This is a genomic window from Snodgrassella sp. B3837 (genome assembly GCF_026535955.1).
Classification (GTDB): domain Bacteria; phylum Pseudomonadota; class Gammaproteobacteria; order Burkholderiales; family Neisseriaceae; genus Snodgrassella; species Snodgrassella alvi_E.
The window spans coordinates 145,888-168,719 of sequence record NZ_JAFNPI010000011.1 but is presented as its reverse complement, the minus strand read 5'-3'; the positions used below and the strand labels follow the sequence as shown (position 1 = coordinate 168,719).

The 22,832-nt window shown below is 34.1% G+C and carries 19 protein-coding genes; 12 read left to right on the top strand and 7 right to left on the bottom strand.

Features of this window, described 5'->3' with window-relative positions; all coding sequences use genetic code 11:
• Positions 1-44: 44 nt before the first annotated feature.
• Positions 45-1,280: a serine/threonine transporter SstT gene (gene sstT, locus J3U67_RS04810; protein ID WP_267390827.1), complete on the bottom strand. Its 1,236-nt coding sequence runs from the start codon at positions 1,278-1,280 to the stop codon at positions 45-47.
• Between the two features lie 329 nt (positions 1,281-1,609).
• Between sstT and J3U67_RS04805 the strand changes: the two genes are divergently transcribed.
• A complete protein-coding gene (locus tag J3U67_RS04805; protein ID WP_267390828.1) occupies positions 1,610-2,356 on the top strand; it encodes a hypothetical protein in 747 nt (248 codons plus the stop codon).
• Between the two features lie 12 nt (positions 2,357-2,368).
• Positions 2,369-2,941: a hypothetical protein gene (locus J3U67_RS04800; protein WP_267390829.1), complete on the top strand. Its 573-nt coding sequence runs from the start codon at positions 2,369-2,371 to the stop codon at positions 2,939-2,941.
• A gap of 6 nt (positions 2,942-2,947) precedes the next feature.
• On the opposite strand, the gene J3U67_RS04795 is transcribed toward J3U67_RS04800, so the two are convergent.
• From J3U67_RS04795 to J3U67_RS04780, 4 genes are read right to left on the bottom strand one after another with little or no spacing between them, the layout of a single operon-like run.
• The gene (locus J3U67_RS04795) at positions 2,948-3,940 is read right to left on the bottom strand and encodes a glycosyltransferase family 2 protein (protein ID WP_267390830.1); all 993 of its coding nucleotides are present in this window, start codon (positions 3,938-3,940) and stop codon (positions 2,948-2,950) included.
• A gap of 32 nt (positions 3,941-3,972) precedes the next feature.
• Positions 3,973-4,776 (bottom strand): glycosyltransferase family 25 protein, encoded by an 804-nt coding sequence (locus tag J3U67_RS04790; protein WP_267390831.1) that lies wholly within the window; start codon positions 4,774-4,776, stop codon positions 3,973-3,975.
• 25 nt (positions 4,777-4,801) lie between these two features.
• Entirely contained in the window at positions 4,802-5,596 is a 795-nt protein-coding gene (locus J3U67_RS04785; RefSeq protein ID WP_267390832.1) for a putative nucleotide-diphospho-sugar transferase, read from the bottom strand.
• Positions 5,597-5,627: 31 nt separating this feature from the next.
• Entirely contained in the window at positions 5,628-6,479 is an 852-nt protein-coding gene (locus J3U67_RS04780; protein WP_267390833.1) for a glycosyltransferase family 25 protein, read from the bottom strand.
• A gap of 197 nt (positions 6,480-6,676) precedes the next feature.
• On the opposite strand from J3U67_RS04780, the gene J3U67_RS04775 reads away from it, so the two are divergent.
• Complete coding sequence (locus tag J3U67_RS04775) at positions 6,677-7,750, top strand: hypothetical protein (RefSeq protein ID WP_267390834.1); 1,074 nt, start codon at positions 6,677-6,679, stop codon at positions 7,748-7,750.
• Positions 7,751-7,986: 236 nt separating this feature from the next.
• Here the strand turns inward: J3U67_RS04775 and msbA are convergent, their stop codons facing one another.
• Positions 7,987-9,768, bottom strand: coding sequence for a lipid A export permease/ATP-binding protein MsbA (msbA, locus tag J3U67_RS04770; protein WP_267390835.1), 1,782 nt, complete (start codon positions 9,766-9,768; stop codon positions 7,987-7,989).
• Between the two features lie 473 nt (positions 9,769-10,241).
• Between msbA and J3U67_RS04765 the strand changes: the two genes are divergently transcribed.
• The 4 genes from J3U67_RS04765 to J3U67_RS04750 all read left to right on the top strand — a co-directional run bounded on the left by J3U67_RS04765 (position 10,242) and on the right by J3U67_RS04750 (position 15,404).
• The gene (locus J3U67_RS04765) at positions 10,242-11,240 is read left to right on the top strand and encodes a hypothetical protein (protein ID WP_267404046.1); all 999 of its coding nucleotides are present in this window, start codon (positions 10,242-10,244) and stop codon (positions 11,238-11,240) included.
• Between the two features lie 212 nt (positions 11,241-11,452).
• On the top strand, positions 11,453-13,579 hold the full coding sequence (locus tag J3U67_RS04760) for an HAD-IA family hydrolase (RefSeq protein WP_267404044.1): 2,127 nt from the start codon (positions 11,453-11,455) through the stop codon (positions 13,577-13,579).
• A 2-nt stretch (positions 13,580-13,581) separates the two neighbouring features.
• Positions 13,582-14,607 (top strand): glycosyltransferase, encoded by a 1,026-nt coding sequence (locus J3U67_RS04755; protein ID WP_267404042.1) that lies wholly within the window; start codon positions 13,582-13,584, stop codon positions 14,605-14,607.
• Positions 14,592-15,404 (top strand): polysaccharide pyruvyl transferase family protein, encoded by an 813-nt coding sequence (locus J3U67_RS04750; RefSeq protein ID WP_267390839.1) that lies wholly within the window; start codon positions 14,592-14,594, stop codon positions 15,402-15,404. Before J3U67_RS04755 ends, J3U67_RS04750 begins: the two co-directional genes overlap by 16 nt.
• 86 nt (positions 15,405-15,490) lie before the next feature.
• On the opposite strand, the gene J3U67_RS04745 is transcribed toward J3U67_RS04750, so the two are convergent.
• The gene (locus J3U67_RS04745) at positions 15,491-16,537 is read right to left on the bottom strand and encodes a hypothetical protein (protein ID WP_267404040.1); all 1,047 of its coding nucleotides are present in this window, start codon (positions 16,535-16,537) and stop codon (positions 15,491-15,493) included.
• 228 nt (positions 16,538-16,765) lie between these two features.
• Here J3U67_RS04745 and rfbB point away from each other — a divergent pair, with 228 nt between their 5' ends.
• From rfbB to J3U67_RS04720, 5 genes are all read left to right on the top strand, one after another.
• Complete coding sequence (gene rfbB, locus J3U67_RS04740; RefSeq protein ID WP_267404038.1) at positions 16,766-17,836, top strand: dTDP-glucose 4,6-dehydratase; 1,071 nt, start codon at positions 16,766-16,768, stop codon at positions 17,834-17,836.
• Positions 17,837-18,077: 241 nt separating this feature from the next.
• The gene (gene rfbA / locus J3U67_RS04735; RefSeq protein WP_100151555.1) at positions 18,078-18,959 is read left to right on the top strand and encodes a glucose-1-phosphate thymidylyltransferase RfbA; all 882 of its coding nucleotides are present in this window, start codon (positions 18,078-18,080) and stop codon (positions 18,957-18,959) included.
• A gap of 6 nt (positions 18,960-18,965) precedes the next feature.
• Positions 18,966-19,535, top strand: coding sequence for a dTDP-4-dehydrorhamnose 3,5-epimerase (gene rfbC / locus J3U67_RS04730; RefSeq protein ID WP_267404036.1), 570 nt, complete (start codon positions 18,966-18,968; stop codon positions 19,533-19,535).
• A gap of 262 nt (positions 19,536-19,797) precedes the next feature.
• A complete protein-coding gene (gene rmuC / locus J3U67_RS04725; RefSeq protein WP_267404034.1) occupies positions 19,798-21,267 on the top strand; it encodes a DNA recombination protein RmuC in 1,470 nt (489 codons plus the stop codon).
• A 217-nt stretch (positions 21,268-21,484) separates the two neighbouring features.
• Positions 21,485-22,771: an AmpG family muropeptide MFS transporter gene (locus J3U67_RS04720; protein WP_267404032.1), complete on the top strand. Its 1,287-nt coding sequence runs from the start codon at positions 21,485-21,487 to the stop codon at positions 22,769-22,771.
• The last annotated feature ends 61 nt before the right edge of the window (positions 22,772-22,832 follow it).

Genomic DNA, 22,832 nt, shown 5'->3' with positions numbered 1-22,832 from the left:
CACTGCAGGAAACATGCAGCGGTTTAAAAAAAACTGATAACAAATTATTCTGGCAATAGTTCAATTTTACTAGGGTCCCGACCTTGCTGCTTCAACGATACCACTGAAGTAAACAGCATATCACTGGAAGAATTCAGAACAGTTTCGGCAGAATCCTGAATCTCGCTGATAACAAAGCCAATGGCCACAACCTGAGCTGCAATGGCTGGATCAATTCCGAACATACTACACGCTACTGGAATCAGCAGTAATGAACCTCCCGGTACACCGGAAGCGCCAAGTGCACATACTGTAGCCAAAATACTCAGCAATAATGTTTGAATAAAGCTTACATCCATACCCAAAGTATGCACAGTAGCCATCGTCATCGTCGTAATTGTAATTGCTGCACCATTCATACTCATCGTTACACCCAAAGGAATAGAAAGTGAGTATATTTCTTCGGGCAACTGCATACGCTGAGCCAGACGAATATTTACTGGAATATTGGCGGCCGAACTACGAGTAAAAAACGCCGTAATGCCACTATAACGCAGGCATGTAAATACCAGTGGATAAGGATTTTTACGGAAATTCAAAAACACAATCAGTGGATTGATTACCAAGGCCACAAATACCATCAAACCAAGTAATACTCCAATCAACTCAAGATAATTTTTTAATTTAGCCAGACCATCACTAGTAAAATGCGAAGCCACCAAACCCAGAACTCCGTAAGGAGCAATGGCCACCACCAGCCGTACCACCCAGATAGTTGCATCAGACCAGTTTTTAATTACCGATTTAGTTGCTTCACTACTGTGACGTAAAGCAATACCCAATGCCGTCGACCATGCTAAGATACTGAGGAAATTGCCAGTAGCCAATGCATCGATCGGATTATCCACAAACTTAAGGATAATATTCATCAGAATCTCAGCTACACCTTCGGGCGGTTTCTCGGAAGCCGGCGGCACATCCATCACCAAATGCAGTGGATACAAATAACTCACCGTTGAAGCCAGTATTGCAGAAATCAGCACCGTTATAGCATACAGCCAAGCCACCGACTTAATACTGGAAACATTATCAAACTTATTATTGACAATCGAAGATATCACCAGTACGAAAACCAGAATAGGTGCAGCAGCACGCAAAGCCTGAATGAATACCCTGCCAAGAAATTCCAGTTTAACCCCGTATTGCGGTAAAAAAGCCGCGATAAACGCGCCAATAATCATACACACTAACATGCGTACAATCAGATTACTCTTAAACAATATCCATAAAAGTTTCTTCATTTACAATCCTTAGTTACAGCCGGATAAAACATATGTAAAACAGATTAAAAACCATCCAGCCATGCATAAAAATTCATTGCATCAAATCAAGTTTTTGAATCCATTTCCATCCACCTCCACAACAGCCTAAACTTAACAGAAAACCATTACAACTTAGCAGCTGGATAACAAGTTTAGCATTAAAATAGCCTGAACCTACGAATAAACATATAACAACCAAAAGAGTTAAAAAACAGCAGCTCTTAATTAACTCAACTCAAATAGATCAAGCAGCCCAAAATACTAAAATGCTATACTGCAAACCTCAAAATCGCCTGATACAGCAATCAATGAACAAAGCTTCACAAAATTACATATTATGTATGAAATGGGGGCAGAAATATGGCGCGGAATATGTCAACCGACTATATCACATGGTAAAACGTAATCTGACCCTGCCATTTACCATGATTTGCCTGACAGATGACGCGAGCGGCATCCATCCTGCAATTCAATGCCATCCACTGATACCATTAAACTTGCCTGCAGGCTTACCAGAACGCGGCTGGAACAAACTGACCACTTTTAGTGCCAACCTGTTCGGTTTACAAGGCACAGCCCTATTTTTAGATATAGATATCGTTATCATCGATAACATCGATTGCTTCTTCACCCAGCCATCCAGCCGTCCCGATGAAGTCTGGATTATCCGTGACTGGAAAAAACCTTGGCGCAAAGTTGGCAACAGTTCTGTTTATAGATTTCAAATTGGTGCAATACCAGATTTAATGGATTATTTTCGCAATCATTTTCAACAAATTCGGCAACAATTCCGCCATGAACAGGCTTTTTTATCATGGTATGTGCGTGAACATCATCAACTTAGCTATTGGCCAGAAAACTGGTGCCTGAGCTATAAGTACAATGTATTAAAAAAAATGCCTTATGCAATATGGCAAGCACCGGAAAAACCTGATTTTGGTAAAATCATCGTTTTTCATGGCGAAGTTAATCCTCCAGATGCCATCAAAGGTGGCGGAGGTAAATGGTACCGTAAAATTTTACCGGCTCCTTGGCTAAAAAATTATTGGCAATAATAACAAACCACTATGAAAACAGTTCAGACTCACAGTAAATTCTTCATTATTGGTAATGCTGACGAACAAAACTCCATAGCACACCTGATTCAGCATGATGACATCGTAGTCCGCTTTAACAACCCCAATCCAAACTGCACACTTAAAGCAGATTGGATATTCATTGCCAATGGTTACACCCAGATTAGACATCTGGTAATCGAACATCAATTTTTAAAACCCGAAACTCAAATATTTTTCCGCTATAGTAAAAAAGATATTTTCTATAGTCGCTACCAGAACATCCCTATGCATAAACGCATAAAATACCTATGGCGTTTTCCCAAATGGATAAAAAAATCGCAATTGGATCAATATTTCATCAACACCATACCAAGCAACATTTACCGCCACTGTGCCGACTCACTGGGTTTCCGTCAACCTAGTACAGGACTTCTTGCCATTGATTATATTTGCCAGCAGTACCCAAAAAATACCGTATATATTCACAACTTTACTAGTGAAGGCTGGACCGGACATAACTGGGACGACGAAAAACAACTAATCCATACCTGGGTAAAAACAGGGAGAATAATTGCTATTTAAAAAACTTCATTTATGCGTCAAGGCAAATAAAGCTGATTTCAACAACAATTTAGCCGCTTTATCCCACAAATGAGTACGCAGCAACAACAAAATTGTTGTACGAATTGACAAACGTTTCACGACAAAAAGCTCAGCCGCCTTGTGCAAAATTGCTTTTTTTTCTTTTTCTGGCATAGCTGTTTTTGCAAGCTTCCGGCATAAACGAAAATAGTACAAATGAGCCTTATACAGCAAATAAGCACAACATTTCTCATCACCTACAATAGTTTCAGCATAAAATGCTTGAGTGAGATAAGCTTCGATACCATAAACCTGCTTTGGACTCATTTTCTGCACAATAGAATTTGGCCATATACGATAATGCACTAAAACCTGCGGATAATAAAAATAAGTTTGGCATTCATGCAGCAGACTAGGTGTATTCGCAATATCTTCGTAGGCAGGAATAGTAAAACGGCAAACTTTTGTCGCCAACTGGCGTCGGAAAACTTTATTCCAGAAATAATGTTTCCCATCCATAATAGCAAGATGGAACAAGTTTCCATTTTTCTGATGCAGTAAAGTATTGGTCGGAGCAATCGATAAATGCTCCTTCGATTTTAACTTACCAGTATTATCAAAAAATACATCATAATCAAATAGAAGTACATCTGGACGGTATTGTTTCAAAATACCCATAATCTGTTGGACAGCTAGCGATTCAACCTTATCATCCGAATCAATAAACCAAATATACTCAGCTTGAGTTGAATGTAAGAGACATTGGCGTACCTGCGTAATACCTTTATTTTCCTGTCCACACAACACGCGAATAAACGCATCTGGGTAAATTTGCTGATATTTTCGGATAATAGCCAGCGAGTCGTCCTGCGAACAATCATCATAAAAAATCACTTCAACATTAGCCGGCAAATTTGGCAATAAAGATTCCAGCAATTCAGGTAGATAAACTCCTACATTGAATACCGGAATCAGAATACTTAACTCTATTTTGCCCATATCAGCGAAAATATCCTTCATCTCCCACAAACTTATTCTTCAAAATCACTTTGTATAATAGGTACCATTAGTCGTTGCGCACATCTTGATACAGACAGCTGACGACAGCCCATACGTAACTGCGCCGCCAGCCGACGGTATTTAAAACATAAATAATGATAAAAATGGTTAGCCTGTGGTTTAACATTATTTTCAGGTGTTATCGTTGAAACAAAAGAAACAGGAGGGTTCAAACCATAATTAGCACATTGATCCAGTTGAATGGCAGCAGCCGGATAAACCTGCCAGCCATTTAAGTCATAGGACCGGCATAAAAAAGCGTCAGCCAATGCCGGAGCCGTAAACTGCGCTCTGTTTAACAGCTTACGTGCTCCTGATGGAAATAAAACATAAGCAGCAGCACCTGTTCGATCCTGATATAAACGTCGCAATTCATAACCCGCAATCAAAGCCAAGCTTTTTCGATCCAGCCACTTTCTCCGGTGCCTAGTTTCCAGATTCACATAATCTAACTCACAAGTCAGAGAAGATATAGTTGTCAAAAGTTCAGCCGTTTTATGTGAAAGCAACGCATCATCTTCAAGAATTAACCAAGGCTGACCAGTTTCCAAAACAAATTGCCAGGCTGCTTTATGGCTCAAAAAACAGGCTAATTCTGCCGGACGTAATTTACGCTCCCAACCATTTGCCTGATGCTCATACTGATCAGATAATATATCTTTCGTACTCACCGCATCCAGACGCCGCATGGGAATCTGTAAATGAGTCAGCTGCTGACGCTGGAATCTCAGTCGCTCGGCAGAATGTTCCAGATTAATTACTAAAGCAGAAATCATCTGTTACTTTCATTACAGATATTTATTACAATGAACCATCAAGTCGGTTTGGGAACAAAATATTCTCAATTTCAAGAATCCTATCCATCCGGCGCTGTACCTTACTTTTTCGAATAGAAAACAATTTTCCATTGGTTCGCAGATTTTCATGAACCACCCGCGCGGCCTGCAACTGCTCTATATAAACCCGTTGTTTGGGGGCGAGTAAATTATCCTCACGATCAAAAATCCAGCAAAAGCCCACTGGCAAATGAGCAACTTTATAGCGAGGATGGGCAGAAGCTTGGTCTGCCGCAATTACAGATTGTAATACCTCTTGATCCCATATTGTCGGCTGAGCAATACACTGACGGTTCCATTCAGCCAATAAATGTCTGACAGCAGCTGTATCCTGAAAAAATAAAGTAGCCGAAACTAAATGACCATCACCCAAATCATAATAAACAGCTATATCACAATCCAGACCAGCCAAATATTTCAACGGTGAAACATGGAAAACCGCATCCACATCGACATACAACATCGGACCACTCACCAAATCGCGCTCATGCATCAAATAGTTCGACTTAAAAGAGGTATTAGCTTCCCATCCCCCCTTACTGGGAATCGTTGTAGTTTTAACTTTTATATTTAAACGCTCAGCAGAAGCACACATCCGTTTCGCTTCATGCGTATAAAACTCATCATCCGTATGATAAGCCACCACTGTCACCCCATCAGCAGCAGAAGCTTTCATTTCCTCCGTTACCACTTCAGCTAGCGGTACCACAACCCGACGATTCTTCGCACGCCAAGCATACTCCCTACCCAGTTTAACCATTATTAATATTCTCAAACATGAACGATATTAATTATAACCGCGACCAACCATACATGCGTATTACATCCAGTCTGCGTCGCCAATGTCGCCCCTTCACAAAAAATCTTATAAATTTTTGCCAAAATGTCAATTTAAAGCGCACTCGATGAGGAATATCAGAATCCAGTGACTGAAATGCCAATGGTTCAGCCAGAAATCCCTCTTTTAACAAACCACCACAATAATGCCAAACTTTATCGATCGGATAAAAAAGATTATCACTGGCCAAAAGCATTTGTTTTGCCCCTTGCAAAGAGACAATATAACAACAAGCTAGAGAGGGAGCAAAATCACATTCACAGGCAATCATCCCATTATGCAAAGCATGTAAACGATAAATTTTCCACTTAACAATTGCCTTGACCTCCATCATCCGCCAAGCTTTACGCTTTATCACTTGCCAAAATGCTGGACGAATAAGTTGTTTTTGGGAAAGTGATTTTTTAATTTCCACAGCATCAATATCATAATATGGGCGCTTCAAAGTCAGATTCAAAAAATCAAATGAATGATAATTTTTTTCTTCAGCAATTAAAGAAACCAGCTCAGAGCTCAACTGAACATCATCTTCCAGCACTAAAGCAAAAGGAATACTCTCATCTACCATCCGCTGCCAGACGGCTCGATGAGATAAAGCACAGCCAAACTCTCCGTTAACAGCCTTACGTTTACACTCTAAGGCAAATCTCGGCTGATTTAAAAATACTTTCTGCTCATCCGTTAAACAATTACCATCAACAGCACTGATTCGTTCGAAATCAATCCCCAAATTCCCCAATTGCCGTTTAACGAAAATTAACCTATCTGAACGTCTATCCAGATTTATTAAAAAGGTTTTGAGCATTTATTCAACACCATACCAACTAAATCATAATTTATTCATAAATTATAACCAAAAACCACAAAACAATTCACAGATATTGTTTCTCTTAAAACCACTGAAACCAACATATACTGCTAAAATACGAATCTAACTTAACCAATAACCCCTATCAGATTCACAACAATTTAAAACCACAACTCTCCAAAAGTAATTTAACAATGCCGCAACAAACTATTATTCTAGCTATGTCGAGCTATAGCGACTTCGCCTCTGCCATCAAAACTCATCTAGAATATCATAATTACAAAGTTATCTTTATTGACAGTACTTCAGAAACACTGAAAAAAAAGATTGAAGCTAATTTTCATTATCCCAGTCTGAAAACGCATATCATTAATACTATCCGAAAAATATTTTTGTTCGACTTCACCTATAAAGCTGTACTGAAAGAACAAATTTATCACCAGGAGCTATATGACAAAATCCAGAATACACTAGGAAATCATAATTATGACTATACACTGGTTATACGTCCGGATCTGTTTTCCATCGCAACATTAGAGCTTCTGAAAAGCCATACAAAAAAGAAATTTATTGGCTATCAGTGGAATGGTATCAAACGCTTTCCCAAAACCATTCCAACAATAAATTTGTTCGATCGTTTTTTTGTATTTGATCCTTTAGATGTAAATAATCCGGAATATAGCCAATTTCATTTGAAAGGGATGAGTAATTTTTATTTTGACATGTACCATCCACAACCAGTACCCCATAAAGGGCTCATTGCTTACTTCGTAGGCTTACATGTTGACAACAGAACAAAAGCCCTCCAAACCTGTGCAAAAGCACTAATAGAAAATGGCGTGAATTTAGATTTCAATATCAAATTGCGCCCGTCCGAAGCAAGCAAAGCAGTCCAATATACAGAACAAAACATATGTTTAATTGCTCAAAATATTTCTTTTGAAGACAATTTAAAGCACGTTAATAAGGCTGACATACTTATAGATATTGTTAACCCGATACACAATGGCTTATCATTTAGAGTATTTGAAGCCTTGTACTATAGGAAAAAATTAATTACTAATAATTCATATATAAAGAATTATGATTTTTACCATCCTGATAACATTTTTATCTGGACAGAAGAAAAAGACTTGCAGCAATTAAGTGATTTTTTAGTCAGACCATTAATCAGCATTCATCCTGATATCATATCGAAATACAGTTTTGCCAATTGGATAAAAAATATTCTGGACGATTCACCTTACAAAGAAATATCAGTTATATAACATTGAAGCTACTGCCCAATATAGCTAGGCTAAAACCTTACATGCTTAATTGAAAATGAAAGGATTGAGATACAAAATACAGATACGTAAATCTTTTAAAAACCGTATCTTGTATTTTGTATATACGAACTATTATCAAAAAATCAGTACAGTTTTATCATTAAAAATTCAATAAACAACATTTGAAAAAATAAGCATTATCAAAATAAAACATGAAAATCAATTATTTACAATAGCTAAATGTTAACATCAGCTGAACTTCTGTTTTCACCAAACTGCATACGGTGTAGCACTGCATAACGACCGTTTCTGGCTAACAAATCCTTATGTTTACCTTGCTCAACAATTCTACCCTGATGCATCACCACAATATTGTCAGCAGTTTCAATAGTTGAAAGCCTATGAGCAATAACAATTGTAGTCCGATTTTTCATCAGAGTTTCCAGAGCTGATTGAACCAACCTTTCAGATTCTGTATCCAGTGCACTAGTGGCCTCATCCAGAATTAAAATAGGCGCATCTTTCAACAGTGCACGCGCAATGGCCAGTCTCTGTCTCTGACCACCAGAAAGTTTCATCCCTTGATCACCTACTTGAGTTTGTAAACCTTCAGGCATATTACTAATAAAAGACCAAGCATTAGCGGCCTTTGCAGCCTGAATAATATCAGCCTCTGTAGCCTCAGGGCAGCCATAAGTAATATTATTGGCTATAGTATCATTAAACAAAACAACATCCTGACTAACTAGCGCCATCTGAGAGCGGAGACTTTTTAATTCAAAATCTTTTACATCAATTCCACCAATACTTAAGTGCCCACTAGTCACATCATAAAACCTTGGAATCAGATTAACTGTAGAGGTTTTACCGCAGCCTGACTCTCCTACTAACGCAACAACACTGCCCTGTTTAATCGTCAAACTCAAATGGTCAATCGCATTTTTATTTGCTTCACCGTAACGTAACGTTACATTATTAAAAGTTATATCACCTATCGGTGAAACAAGCTGTTTTACCCCAAGATTTTTTTCTTCAGGCTCGTCCAGAAAATGGAAAACACTATCTGCAGCCATCAAACCTGTCTGCAACACACTAGACATATTAGTAATTCGCTTCAATGGATCAAACATCATCAGCATAGCTGATAGAAAAGACATAAAATCACCGGCAGTAAATCCTGCATGACTGGCTCTTTTAGCAGCAACATACAAAATAATCGATAAAGAAGTTGCAATTAATAATTGCGTCACAGCACTGCCTATAGAAGTATAAGACTGGCGTCTTACTGCAAGGCTTCGTAATGCTTTATTAGTCTTTTCCAAACGATTCTGTTCATAATTTTGACCGCCATAGATACGTACCACTCGAGTACCATCAATGGATTCAGACAAAATCTGCATCACCTGACCAAGATCATTCTGACTTCGTGTAACCAATCGACGGATGCGTTTATTAATAATCCTTACACACCATGCAATCAAAGGAATGGTCACAAAAGTAATTAACGTAAGTTGCCAATCAAGATAAAACAACCAGATTAATAAACCAAGAACGGTAACACCGTCTTTAGCAAACACAGTAATCACATCAAAACCGGCTGCAGTAATCCCTTTGGCGTCATTCGTAATCCGTGACATCATACGCCCACGGCTATTTTCCTGATAGTAGCCGATTGGAAGCATCATCATTTTGGCAAACAAATCCCGCTGAATTACCTGAACCATCTGATTCGAAATATATGCACTAGTGTATTCATTAATATAATTAGCAATACCACGAAAAATAAATAAACCGACAATTTCAAATGGAACCCATTTCATGGCTTCCATGTTTTTTTCGACGAATCCATTATCGATGATTGGTTTCAACAAATAAGCAAACAGAGGCCCTGTTACCCCTACCACAACCATAGCCAGCACAGAGATAAAGAAATACTTTACAAGTCCCCGCATATAGGGGAACAACCTCTTATACAGATTCTTCGGTGAATAGGCATTGGTTTCTTTACTTTTTTTCATTCGTTACCTAGAACAATCAAAACATAAATGTTATATAAGTTTAATATAGATCATTAATACATTGTATTAATCAAAATCTTTCAAATACAAAAACTTTTAAAATATTAAACACCGCAAGCAATTATCCAAGCTAATTATCCTATCTAGCCTAAATCATCACATCAATCATAACTAAGTATATTCTACCAAAACAAGAAAATCTTGCATGGAAAGTTTAAAAAGATTCATATTTATTGATAATAAAAATATTGATTAGTTAATATTAAAATTATGAGAACATCTATATTAGATAATAATAAATTTAATTACAAACAAACATATTTATTCGTAGAAAATAAACAATGTCTAGTAATCAATTAAAACTTTCTAAATAAAATTTAATACCAAATAATCTCGCAAGATTGATTAAAAAAAACACAACACTTAAAATAATTAGTTTCAAATTGCCAAAAACTCTAGTTTGAATTTGTTTCATGAGAAATAAAACTATTTTATTAGCCATGCCACCAAGTAATGGTATCGTAGACTTAATTGCAAAAAATTTGCAATTTCATGGGTATGAAGTATTTCGTGTGGATAGCATATTAGATTTTGAATATACAAGCATCAAAGACCGAATATCCAATTTTTTTATTAAGCATGCCTTACGTAACAATAATTACAAAGAAAAATTAAAAGCGAAACAATGTTTAAATAAAGCAGAATTACTAATTGGAAACAAACAATATGATTACACTATTGTTATCCGACCAGATTTATACCCTAAAAGTGTTTTAGAAATGTTAAAACAGCAAACCAAAATTAAATTTATAGGATATCAATGGGATGGACTTAAAAGATTTCCGGTAATAAATCTTATACATTTATTTGATAAGTTCTATATATTCGATCATACAGATATAATGAATAAAGAATATAAAAAATACCATCTACATAAGACTACAAATTTTTATTTTGATATGCTTACGCCCCAAAATATAAAAAATGATGTGATGCAGGCTTATTATATTGGAGATCATCAAACTTGTCGCGTACAAGCAATTGAGCAATGCATAACAAATCTTACCGCCAATGGAATTAAAACAAAATTTATTATCCCTACAAGTAAAAGAAAAGATATTAATTGCTATCAATCTAAGCATATCATTTTTGGCAAAGAAAACCGTATTAATTATTTTGAAAATTTAAAAAATGTGAATGCATCAGATATACTGGTCGACTTTGTTGTTGGAGGACATCATGGTCTTTCTTTTCGTCATTTTGAAGCTCTTTATTATCAAAAAAAATTAATTACAACAAATATATATGTAAGAAATTATGATTTCTATCGCCCAGAAAATATATTTATATGGGAAAATAAAACACATAATGATATAAAAGATTTTCTAAAAGAACCTTTTAAACCAATAAAAGCTGAAATATTCCAGAAATATAGTTTCAAAAACTGGATTGAACAAATCCTTTACTCATAAACTTAATAAGGTAAACTATTAAAATATAACAAATACCTATAAATTTTTTGTTTTATATGATTTTTTATGTACAATTTGCTCGTAAAAAGTTATACTAAAAAATTGATTTAAATAAATTTTACAACCAGCAATTTTTCTGACGCAAAGTAATAAGTAAGCAAAAATTGTGAAATATTGTTATCATGATTATTAGGTTTTTGGTGCGACGCATTATGAATTCAACCGACTTTCAATCTATTCTTACCTCTGCGCAACAATACTATGCGCAGAACTTACAAAACATTGATCAAACATATATTAATAATGTTTTAGAAAAATCTAATGACTTTGAAGTAATATCTTTTGATATTTTTGATACGCTTTTAACTCGATTATTTGAATGTCCTATTGACTTATTCGCTTACGTAGAAAATCAGCTCCAAGTGAATAATAGTAATTTAAAAGATTTTGCTAGAAATAGACTCCTAGCAGAAGCACAAATACGAGATATTTTACATCGGCAGAAAAATAGAGACGAAGTGACATTAGATGAGATTTATGACTATCTTTTTGATACAAATAAATATGATAAAAATTTACTAAATAAAGCAAAAAAACTAGAGCTAATAGCCGAAATAGATAGCAATATCAGTATAGAAGATAATAAAAAACTAATTTTAGAATTAAAAAAGCTTGGTAAAAAAATTATATTTGTTTCTGATATTTATTTATCTAAACAATTTATTGAAACTCTTCTTGAAAAGAATCATTTAAACTTATATGACGAATTATATGTCTCATCTGACTTATTATCATCAAAACATAGTGGAAGAATTTGGAAATATGTTTTAGAAAACAATACAGGCTATAAAATATTGCATATAGGCGATAATAAAGTTGCAGATGTTATACAACCTAGAAAATTTCATATAAATACTTATCATTATAAGCGATTTTTAGGACAAAGAAGATTAGGTGCACAGCTTTGTCAAGAAGTAGTCCCTTTTTCATTAATGAATAAGGTGTATCATTTAACTAATGGTATCTACTCTTTGAAAGAGTTTAATGAAGATTCATTCTGGAATGGTTTAGGGGAAACACTTGGAGCTTTAATTTTATATAGTTATACTTCATGGTTAAAAAAACATATTAAAAAAAATGAAATCAACCACATTTATTTTTGTGCAAGAGATGCACAATTAATTCAGAAAGTATGGCAATTACTAGATTTAGATAAAGAATGTAATACAACTTCCAGTTATCTCTATCTTTCAAGAAAAGTCTTACGCTTTCCTACATATTATATAGAACTTAAACAAAATGGAAAACTTTCAAGTGACTCTTTGACTTCAATAGTGAATGAATCTTTACAACATACCGATACTTATATAACATATTTTAATCGTTTAGGAATCGATGCGCAAGATATCTTAAATACTAATTTTGTTCAGAAATTTGGTTCAATCAAAAATGCTTTTGATTTTAAAAAAATTGACAAATTAAAAATATTTATACAAAAAGAATTAACTTCTATTTTGTTAAAAAAATTTGAAGAAGAATATACAGAATCAATAGAATATTTCAAACAAGAAGGGTTATTTGAAGTAAATAAAAAAATAGCGATAATAGATTTAGGTTGGAGTGGCTCAATTCAATTGGCATTGAGTAAATTTCGTTCACATATGGGTATCGAAAGTAAAATATATGGATTCTATTATGGGTTATTTGGACAAACTGCTTCAGGAAGACTTTATAAAAATGGTCCAATGAAAGCTGCTTTTTTTAATATTTTTTCTTCTATATCCGAAAAAAAATTATATCAAAATTGTGTAAATATTTTAGAAAACTTGCATTCAGCAGATCATGAAACTACCATAGGTTATAAGAAAGATGAGAAAGATATTTATCCTTGTTTAAAGGATGATAAAAAAAGTATTTATATTGAACAATATCTCAAAAAAATTTCTATTTTTCAGAAAGGTGTGTTAAGTACAATTGAAAAATGGAAAAAAAATAAATCCGTTTATGGTTTGCAAAAAAATTATATCAATACCGAAGTTGCAAAAGCAGCAATTTTTCAAGTTTGTATTTCTCCTCTTAGATATGAACAAACATATTTGGGAAGAATTAAACATTCTGCACTTTTTGATCATCAAATAATGCAATGTTTAATAAACCAACAATTACCTCAGAATCTAAAACAAGTCCGATTTTCATTTGGGGGACCGGGAGGATGGCAATGTGGTACAATTCAGTATTGGAAAGAAAATCGTAAAAAAATTAAACCGCAAGTATATCAATTTGCCCTCCAATATTTTAATGAATATCCTAAGTTAATTAAAAATTTTATTGAAAACTAATTATGTTAAAATCAGCAAATCAACAATTATATCCAATAAACTATTTTGAAAACAATACTGTTGACAATCTGAAAAGGGATGGTTCAGTTGCTATTATAATGAGGACCAAAAATAGGCCCTTATTGTTAACTAGGGCTCTTGAAAGTGTAATTCAACAATCGTATTCTAATTGGCATTTATATTTAATCAATGATGGTGGTGATGCTAAAGAAGTAAATGAGTTGGTGGAGATTAATTTACCTTATTTAAAAGACAAAATAACAGTAATTCATAATTCTACTTCTTTAGGAATGGAAGCTGCATCAAATTGCGGTTTTGATATTGCCACTGAAGAATTCATGGTCGTACATGATGATGATGATTCTTGGCATTATAATTTTTTACAAGAAACAGTAAATCATTTAAATTCCAACCAAAATGCAGTCGCTGTTGTAACAAAATGTTTAGTTATATATGAAGAAATAAATGTAGACACCGTTAAACAGTTACGTACAGAAGATTGGTCTCATTGGCGACAAACTATAGATATAGGGTACTTGTTAAGACAAAATATTACACCACCAATTTGTCTGTTAATTCGCATGAATGCGGCAAAGCAAATCGGAAAATTCAATGATCAGCTTCCAGTGCTAGGGGACTGGGATTACAATCTAAGATTATTTAGAATAGGTGAAATACATTCTATAAATGAACAATTGGCTTTTTATCATTTAAGGGCTTCTTCTAATAATATATATGGTAATTCAGTCTGCGCGGGGGCAAACCTGCATCATAAATATCAGATAGAATATAGAAACTCAATTGTTAGAAAGGCTTTATCTGATAATTCAGCAAATTATGGTATTTTACATTTACTTTTAAACGAAATGGATAAAAAAAATACTGAATTAACAAATAAAATTAATGAATTAAATCATAAAATAAATGATATTCAAGGCAATGTGTGGTATTTAAGAAGAAAATCATTTCCTCTGAAAACAATTGCAGCAAAAATTAGGGATACAATAAGAAAATGGAAGAAAAAATAAAAAAAATTAATATAATTAATTTATTGACGTTGTTTTTAGATAAAAAATTTTATTATTGGAGTAATCCTGGCAATTCTGGTGATGCATTGATAGCTCATTCTACTTATTTATTATTTGATTCTTTAAATCTTAATTATGAAATAATAAATGATACATCACTACTCAAAAATCAAACCATATTATTTGCTGGTGGTGGTAATTTAGTTGAAGGAAAATACGATGAAATGTATAAAGAGATTTTAAAATCTGTCAAGAATAATTCCTGTATTGTTCTTCCACATACAGTTTTAGGGTATCCTAATTTATTGAATGAAACTTTTGGAAATTTAAAGATTCTTTGTAGAGAAAATTATTCCTTTAATAACTGTATTTCTAGCCAAGCTAATATGGATAATGTATATTTATCTGATGATATGGCTTTTTATTTCCCGAAATACTATTTTTCAAATTTTGAACAAAAAGGAATAGGCACCGCATACTGCTTTAGAACTGATGGAGAATCAGCAAATCTATTCGATTTACCAAGAAACAATATGGATATTTCTTTATCTTGGAATGGAAGTCTATGGTCTAATAAACATCTAGCTAAACATGTTTCGTTAAGTTTAGCTGGCTATTTGTCGAATTTTGAGACCATTGAAACAGATCGTCTTCATATTGGAATACTAGGTTCTATATTAAAGAAAAAAGTAAAATTATTTGCAAATAATTATTTTAAAAATAAAGCTGTTTATGAAAATTCGTTATTAGAACAGTATCCTCATACTTGTTTTATAGATATTAATCATCTCCATTAAGAGTATCTGAATAAATTTGTTATATCATTAGTATAAATAGAGTATGTTAATTTTTTTAATATACTCTATTTTAATAATATTTAGTTTTATTGTGGTAAGGTAATTTTTTGATATGAATCTAGGTTTAAAATATTCTTTATCCAATTGCCAAAACTATATTTTTGTATGATGTCAGAATCAATTACAACCATCGGTTTAGCAAGAAATTCTGATAAAAAATTGTAATTTTGTTTTTCCCAAATCATTATATTATTTGGATGAAAAAAATCATAATATTGAACGAATGGATTAGTTGTAATCAATTTTTTTTGATAATATATTGCTTCAAAAACCCTGAATGATAAACCATGATGTATGGGATTAACTATATCAACTAAAATATCTGAATAATTAATATTAGATATATTTTCATGAAAGCTTAATTTATTTTTAGCTCCAAAAGTAATAAGATTTTTTTGTTTATATTTAGAAATTTTCCAAGGATCGTCTGTTGGAATTATGAATTTTAATTGAATATTATTTTTATTTAATTCAAATGCACAACTATCAATTGCACTTATCCGTTCATCTATATGTGACCCAACAAAATAAGCAATTTTTCCGGTATGACTAATAGGTGCAGGTTTGTTAACATCAAAATAAAAATTTGTTATTCCACTCAAATGGAATTTCTTAAAATCATTGTTTTGGATATCGTTAGAATCAAATACATAAAAACTATCAAATAAATCAATAGTTGCCAAAACTGCTGGAAACCGGGTTAAACCATCCCACTGATATCCTATCATTGATTTAGTAACCCTTGTTTTAATGAGTTGCAACAATTTTAAAGGATAAGTATCAGGTCTTATGATTAAAGCATAATCATATTGTTTAGACGATAAATACATTTTTGTATTATCGACTAACAATTTTTCTTTAAGCAAATGTTTATATGAATAATCCCTAAAAAAGATTTTACGTACTAAATGAAATATTCTATCTAAAACATTTTTATATCTAAAATTTTTAATATATTTAGGGTTGCTATCTACAAATGTAACATCAAATTGATAATATTCCAAATTTTTTATTATTTCAGCAAAAATATCATTATGCTTTGGCATAGCAAGAATAATCCGCTTTTTAACCATCCAGTAGCCTCAAAAACTTTAATACTTCCTTTTAATTATACTTTAACCAAATTGATGGTGAAAATATACCCAAAATTTAAGATCTCTATAACACACATCATTTATAGAGTGCATTCTCATGTGCAAAATTTTATAATACGTATATATAAAACGTTATCCCTTTTACGAGATCCATTTCAAAATAATTAATTATTTTTGATTTTCTGAAATAAATGTTGTAGGAATGAAATGAATATATTAGTTACAGGCGGAGCTGGTTTTATAGGTTCCGCCCTAATCAGATTTTTGATCGAACATACAAATCATCAGGTTTTGAACTTAGATAAATTAACCTATGCTGGAAATTTAGAATCTTTATCGTCAATAGCACGAAATCCAAGATATCATTTTTATCAAGCAGATATTATTGACTCCTATGCCCTAGCCAAAATTTTTGATAATTTTCAACCTGATGCAGTAATGAATCTGGCGGCAGAAACACATGTCGATAGATCAATTAATGGGGCTTCAAATTTTATTCAGACCAATATAATAGGAACATTCCATTTACTAGAATCTTCTCGTATATATTGGCAAAAATTAAGTAAAGAAAAACGGCTATCTTTTCGTTTTCATCATATATCTACTGACGAAGTATTCGGAGATCTCAAAGATAGTAGTCTTTTTTTTACAGAAATGACACCTTATGCACCTAGCTCACCATATTCAGCCAGTAAAGCCAGTTCAGACCACCTTGTTCGAGCATGGTACCGCACGTATGGTCTGCCCATTATACTTACAAATTGCTCTAATAATTATGGTCCTTATCATTTTCCAGAAAAACTTATACCGCTTAGTATCTTGAATGCTTTATCCGGCAAATTATTACCAATATACGGTAATGGTGAGCAGATAAGAGATTGGTTGTATGTTGATGATCATGTAAGAGCACTTTATACCGTTTTGACAAAAGGTAAAACCGGTGAGAGCTACAATATTGGTGGGCACAACGAACAAAAAAACATCGATGTTGTTAACCAAATATGTGATCTACTTGAAAAATTAGCTCCAAAAAAACCCATTGGAATTAATAAATATAGAGATCTCATTACATATGTTCAAGACAGGCCTGGACATGACATTCGTTATGCAATAGATGCTAGTAAGATTAAGAATGAACTAGGCTGGGTACCAAAAGAAAGTTTTACCTCAGGTTTAACCAAAACTGTTAAATGGTATATTGAAAATCCAGTATGGGTAAAAAACATACAGACTGGCGAATATAAAAATTGGATAAAAAAACAATATAATAATATTTGAAGTATATATATAAAACAGTATTTATTGACTATATACTACTTTTAAGTTGAAATTTAGTTAACAACCTAAATAATTTTAATAAGGTTTGCTTTTTATTAATTTGACAAAATAATTCGCTATAAAACAATTTTTAATGCACATGCGAAATTAATATACTTAGTTAAAATCAATCTGAAAAATTTACATTTAGGTTATAATATTCCCCTTTTACATTAGCTTAAGACTTGCCAGAAAGAAAATCATGAAACGGAAAGGTATTATTCTTGCTGGAGGATCTGGTACGCGGCTGTATCCTATTACATTAGGAACTTCAAAACAGCTATTACCGATTTACGATAAACCTATGATTTACTATCCGTTATCTATTTTGATGATGGCTGGAATTAATGAAATACTTATTATTTCTACTCCAGAGGATTTACCAAATTTTCAGAAACTTTTTCATGATGGTAGCTCTATTGGGATTAAAATTGAATATAAAATACAGCCATCTCCAGATGGTTTAGCCCAAGCATTTATTTTGGGAGAAGAATTCATCGGAGAAGAAAACGTAGCTTTAGTATTAGGAGATAATATATTTTACGGGCAAAGCTTTGGACAACAATTACAAATTGCTTGTAATCAGACTATAGGCGCTACTATATTTGGTTATTATGTTAACGATCCTGAGAGATTTGGTGTTGTAGAATTTGGGGCAAATGGCAAAGTACTTTCAATCGAAGAAAAGCCTTCCCATCCTAAATCCAATTATGCTGTTACCGGATTATATTTTTACGATAATCAGGTTGTTGAAATGGCTAAAACTATACGTCCTTCAGCAAGATCCGAATTTGAGATTACAGATATAAATAATCTTTATTTAAGTCAACAACAATTAAATGTTCAATTGTTAGGAAGAGGTTTTGCATGGTTAGATACAGGTACACATGATTCTTTGATAGATGCCAGCCAATTTGTACAGACTATTGAAAAACGGCAGGGTTTAAAAATTGCATGTTTAGAAGAAATTTCATTCAATAACAAATGGATAACAATTGAACAACTATATGAGCGTGGGAAATTTTTAAATAAAACCAGCTATGGACAATACTTATTAAAATTATACAACGAATATCATAAATAATTGATTATGAATATAATTGACACTCCTATCAAAGATTTATTAATAATTGAGCCTCACGTTTTCGAGGACGAACGAGGCTGGTTTATGGAAAGCTTTAATCAACAACTGTTTGAAGAAGCTTTAAATAAACGTCATCTACATAGTCCTGAATTTGTTCAAGACAATCATTCTTTGTCCCATAAAGGTATTATTAGGGGTCTACATTATCAAATTTCACCACACGAACAAGGAAAATTAGTTCGTGTAGTCCAAGGCAGGGCTTGGGATGTAGCTGTTGACATTCGACCAGATTCTATAACATTTGGGCAGTGGTATGGAGTAGAACTATCGGCTGTCAACCATCGACAGTTTTGGATTCCTGCAGGTTTTGCACATGGATTTTTAGCTCTTGAGGATGATACTCAGTTTCTTTATAAAACAACTGATTTTTATTTTAAAGAATGTGAGCGTAATCTTCGCTGGAATGATCCTGAACTAGCCATTTCATGGCCTATCAGTTCTGATATGGTAGTCAGTTGTTCACATAAAGATGCTCAGGCTCATGATTTTGCCCATCTTAAAAATTGTTATAGCTAAAATCTTAAAAAGATAATTTATAAATCAATTTAATTTATATTTTTTAAATATAATTCTATTTATTAATTCTTGTATAGTTACTGCCATGATCCCATTCTGTTACCTTCGTTAAATCGATTTCACGGTTTATTTTATTATGAAGACTGTTTTTACTTTTATTTGGATTGTTTCCATCCTCATTGTTGCAATAATTATATATTTAACATATCGACACAAATCATTACAAGAACATCAGTCCGTAAAGAAGCAGTTATCAGAAGCCTTGAATGAGTTGATTCGTGTACAGACAGAAGTTAATTATCTTAAGCAAAATAAACAGATCAATGATGAAGAATTGATTCGGTGTCGTCAAGAATTACAAGTTGTATACAAACGCTTGAGTGCTGCAGAAGCAGTAAATGTCCAGTTAACTACTGCTCAGGAAGCATTTCAATCAGAATGTGAACAACTGCGGTCTGCCACCATCGATCTGGCTGCAGCAGAACAGCAGTTACAGGACTGGCAACTGCGTTCTGAGGACTGGCATATTCGTGAACAAAAGTATATAAATGCTGCGGAAAAATTAAATCATATACAAATTGAAAACAGTCGTCTTAACACGCAACTTAAGCTTGAACGCGAAGCCTTTGAGGAGAAGCTGGCTTTATTAAACGAAGCGCGTAATAGTCTCAGCATTCAATTTAAGTCATTAGCTAATGATATTCTGGAAGAAAAAAGTAAACGTTTTAGTGAGCAGAATCAGGCTAGTCTTAGTCAGTTGCTGAATCCTTTACATGAGCGTATGCAGGGATTTAGTCAACTGGTTCAGCATACTTATGAAAAAGAGGCAAAAGAACGTACAACGCTGGAAAATGAACTAAAACATCTGCAGCAGCTCAATGCTCAATTGCATTGTGATGCTAAAGCGCTTACCGATGCCTTAGCTGGTACTCAGAATAAAAATCAGGGTAACTGGGGCGAGATGATTCTGGAAAAGGTATTAGAAAATTCTGGTCTTCAAAAAGGACGTGAGTACGTTCTACAGGCGTCTAATACGATTATTGATGAGTTTGGTCGTCAGCGTCGTTTGCAGCCGGATGTGTTGGTAAATTTACCTGAGAATAAACAGATTGTTATTGATGCTAAAACTTCACTGACAGCTTACGTCCGTTATACTCAGGCAACAGATGCAGCCAGTGCGGAGAAAGCGCTAGCTGCACATATTCAGTCTGTGCGCCATCATATTAAGGAACTCTCGTCTAAATGTTATGATGAAATTGATGGGCTAAATACACTCGATTTTGTGTTTATGTTTATTCCGGTTGAGCCGGCATATCTACTCGCGCTACAACAGGATAATCAATTATTCGATGATTGTTTCCAAAAGCGGATTATGCTGGTTGGGCCCAGCACTTTACTGGCAACATTACGTACTATTGCTCATATCTGGCGTAGTGAACAGCAAAATCAGAATGCGCTGACTATTGCAAAAGAAGGCGGTAAGTTGTATGACAAATTTGTTGGCTTTGTGAACACTCTCGAAGGTGTTGGAAAAAATCTGGATCAGGCTCAAGGACAATTTCAGAAAGCCATGGGGCAATTGGTTAACGGGCGTGGTAACCTAGTGAACAGAGCGCAAAAGCTGCGTCAGCTGGGGATACAAAGCAGTAAAAATTTGCCTGAATATTATCAAAAAGGAGAGGAAGATGAAGATGAGCTACTTCTTGCTACTTCAGACTCTCCCTCTGAATGATCTTGTGTTGCCTAATTTCATGAATTTTTTTATACATGAATAATGTTGGCTTACAGCTAAATTAAGCTTTTACTGCAACCTTTGTCTTGTTTAAATCTGGCGTACAATAGCGTTTAATTGTCAGCTTGCTGGCTAGGTAAACTTATACTTCTGCATAAATAATTCGGATTTATGCATTCTCTTAGACATATGTAATTTGCTGTTGGATTATTGCTGTATGACTCAGAACGCTCATCAATCGCCTCCATCTATCTGGCAGCGAATTTTTAGTCAGCATATGCTGATTTGTGTGTTTACAGGTTTCAGTTCAGGTTTGCCACTGTACTTTCTGATAAATCTTGTTCCTGCCTGGCTGCGTAATGAAGGTGTGGATTTAAAGACTATAGGATTGTTTTCTATTATTGGTCTGCCATTCACATGGAAATTTTTATGGTCCCCTCTAATGGATGCTATGCAATTTCCATGGTTAGGAAGACGGCGTGGATGGATGTTTGTCACACAGTCAGCTTTATTGTTGTCTATTCTCGGTTATATGCTGCTCAGTCCTCAGCAAAATATGAATCTCATTAAAATTTTATCTCTGTTTGTGGCTTTTTTTGCGGCCAGTCAGGATATTGTATTGGATGCATTCCGGCGAGAAATATTACCTGATAGTGAACTAGGACTGGGCAATGCAATCCATGTAAATGCTTATCGTATTGCGGCTCTTGTACCCGGCTCTGTATCTCTTATTCTGGCCGATATCTATCCTTGGCCGACAGTATTTGCTATTACTGCGTTATTTATGTTGCCGGGTATATTTATGACTTTATTTTTAGCTCACGAACCCACTTTACCCATAACTGTACCCAAAACTTTTAAAGAAACTGTAGTTGAGCCTTTTAAAGAATTTTTTGCACGAAAGGGTGTTAAAAGTGCTTTACTGGTACTGTTTTTTATCTTTTTGTACAAGCTTGGCGACAGTATGGCTACCGCTCTGGCCACACCATTTTATATGGATATGGGTTTTAGTAAGATGGATATTGGTCTGATAGCCAAAAATGCTGGCTTATGGCCAACAATTATCGCCGGAATTCTTGGCGGTATATGGATGATTAAGCTGGGTATAAATCGGGCACTATGGTTATTCGGTCTAGTTCAGGTTTTTTCTATCCTAGGATTTGCCTGGCTGGCCAGTCAGGGGCCTTTTATCCATATTGGTTCTAAAGAGCTTTTTACTTTGGCTTTGGTTATAGGATTTGAAGCTATTGGTGTTGGTTTGGGTACGGCAGCATTTGTGGCCTACATGGCCAAAGAAACTAATCCTGCTTATACTGCTACTCAACTAGCACTGTTTACTAGTCTGGCAGCTGTGCCTAGAACATTGATTAATGCTACTACTGGATATTTGATTAACTGGCTAGGTTATGTGAACTTTTTCTGGTTATGCTTTTTTCTGGCTATTCCGGGAATGTTGCTGTTGTTGAAGGTCGCACCATGGAATAAAAAAGTAACAGGCGTTTAAGCATAACTAAGATTTATTCTGATAAAAAGTTCATTCGGCAGCAATTTAATATCATATAGAT

Coding starts and splice junctions, on each gene's coding strand:
- J3U67_RS04805 (WP_267390828.1), top strand. CDS start 1,610: ATGAACAAAGCTTCACAAAATTACATATTATGTATGAAATGGGGGCAG.
- sstT (WP_267390827.1), bottom strand. CDS start 1,280: ATGAAGAAACTTTTATGGATATTGTTTAAGAGTAATCTGATTGTACGC.
- J3U67_RS04790 (WP_267390831.1), bottom strand. CDS start 4,776: ATGATTTCTGCTTTAGTAATTAATCTGGAACATTCTGCCGAGCGACTG.
- J3U67_RS04800 (WP_267390829.1), top strand. CDS start 2,369: ATGAAAACAGTTCAGACTCACAGTAAATTCTTCATTATTGGTAATGCT.
- msbA (WP_267390835.1), bottom strand. CDS start 9,768: ATGAAAAAAAGTAAAGAAACCAATGCCTATTCACCGAAGAATCTGTAT.
- J3U67_RS04785 (WP_267390832.1), bottom strand. CDS start 5,596: ATGGTTAAACTGGGTAGGGAGTATGCTTGGCGTGCGAAGAATCGTCGG.
- rfbA (WP_100151555.1), top strand. CDS start 18,078: ATGAAACGGAAAGGTATTATTCTTGCTGGAGGATCTGGTACGCGGCTG.
- rfbC (WP_267404036.1), top strand. CDS start 18,966: ATGAATATAATTGACACTCCTATCAAAGATTTATTAATAATTGAGCCT.
- J3U67_RS04795 (WP_267390830.1), bottom strand. CDS start 3,940: ATGGGCAAAATAGAGTTAAGTATTCTGATTCCGGTATTCAATGTAGGA.
- J3U67_RS04780 (WP_267390833.1), bottom strand. CDS start 6,479: ATGCTCAAAACCTTTTTAATAAATCTGGATAGACGTTCAGATAGGTTA.
- rfbB (WP_267404038.1), top strand. CDS start 16,766: ATGAATATATTAGTTACAGGCGGAGCTGGTTTTATAGGTTCCGCCCTA.
- J3U67_RS04765 (WP_267404046.1), top strand. CDS start 10,242: ATGAGAAATAAAACTATTTTATTAGCCATGCCACCAAGTAATGGTATC.
- J3U67_RS04775 (WP_267390834.1), top strand. CDS start 6,677: ATGCCGCAACAAACTATTATTCTAGCTATGTCGAGCTATAGCGACTTC.
- J3U67_RS04755 (WP_267404042.1), top strand. CDS start 13,582: ATGTTAAAATCAGCAAATCAACAATTATATCCAATAAACTATTTTGAA.
- J3U67_RS04720 (WP_267404032.1), top strand. CDS start 21,485: ATGACTCAGAACGCTCATCAATCGCCTCCATCTATCTGGCAGCGAATT.
- J3U67_RS04750 (WP_267390839.1), top strand. CDS start 14,592: ATGGAAGAAAAAATAAAAAAAATTAATATAATTAATTTATTGACGTTG.
- J3U67_RS04745 (WP_267404040.1), bottom strand. CDS start 16,537: ATGGTTAAAAAGCGGATTATTCTTGCTATGCCAAAGCATAATGATATT.
- J3U67_RS04760 (WP_267404044.1), top strand. CDS start 11,453: ATGAATTCAACCGACTTTCAATCTATTCTTACCTCTGCGCAACAATAC.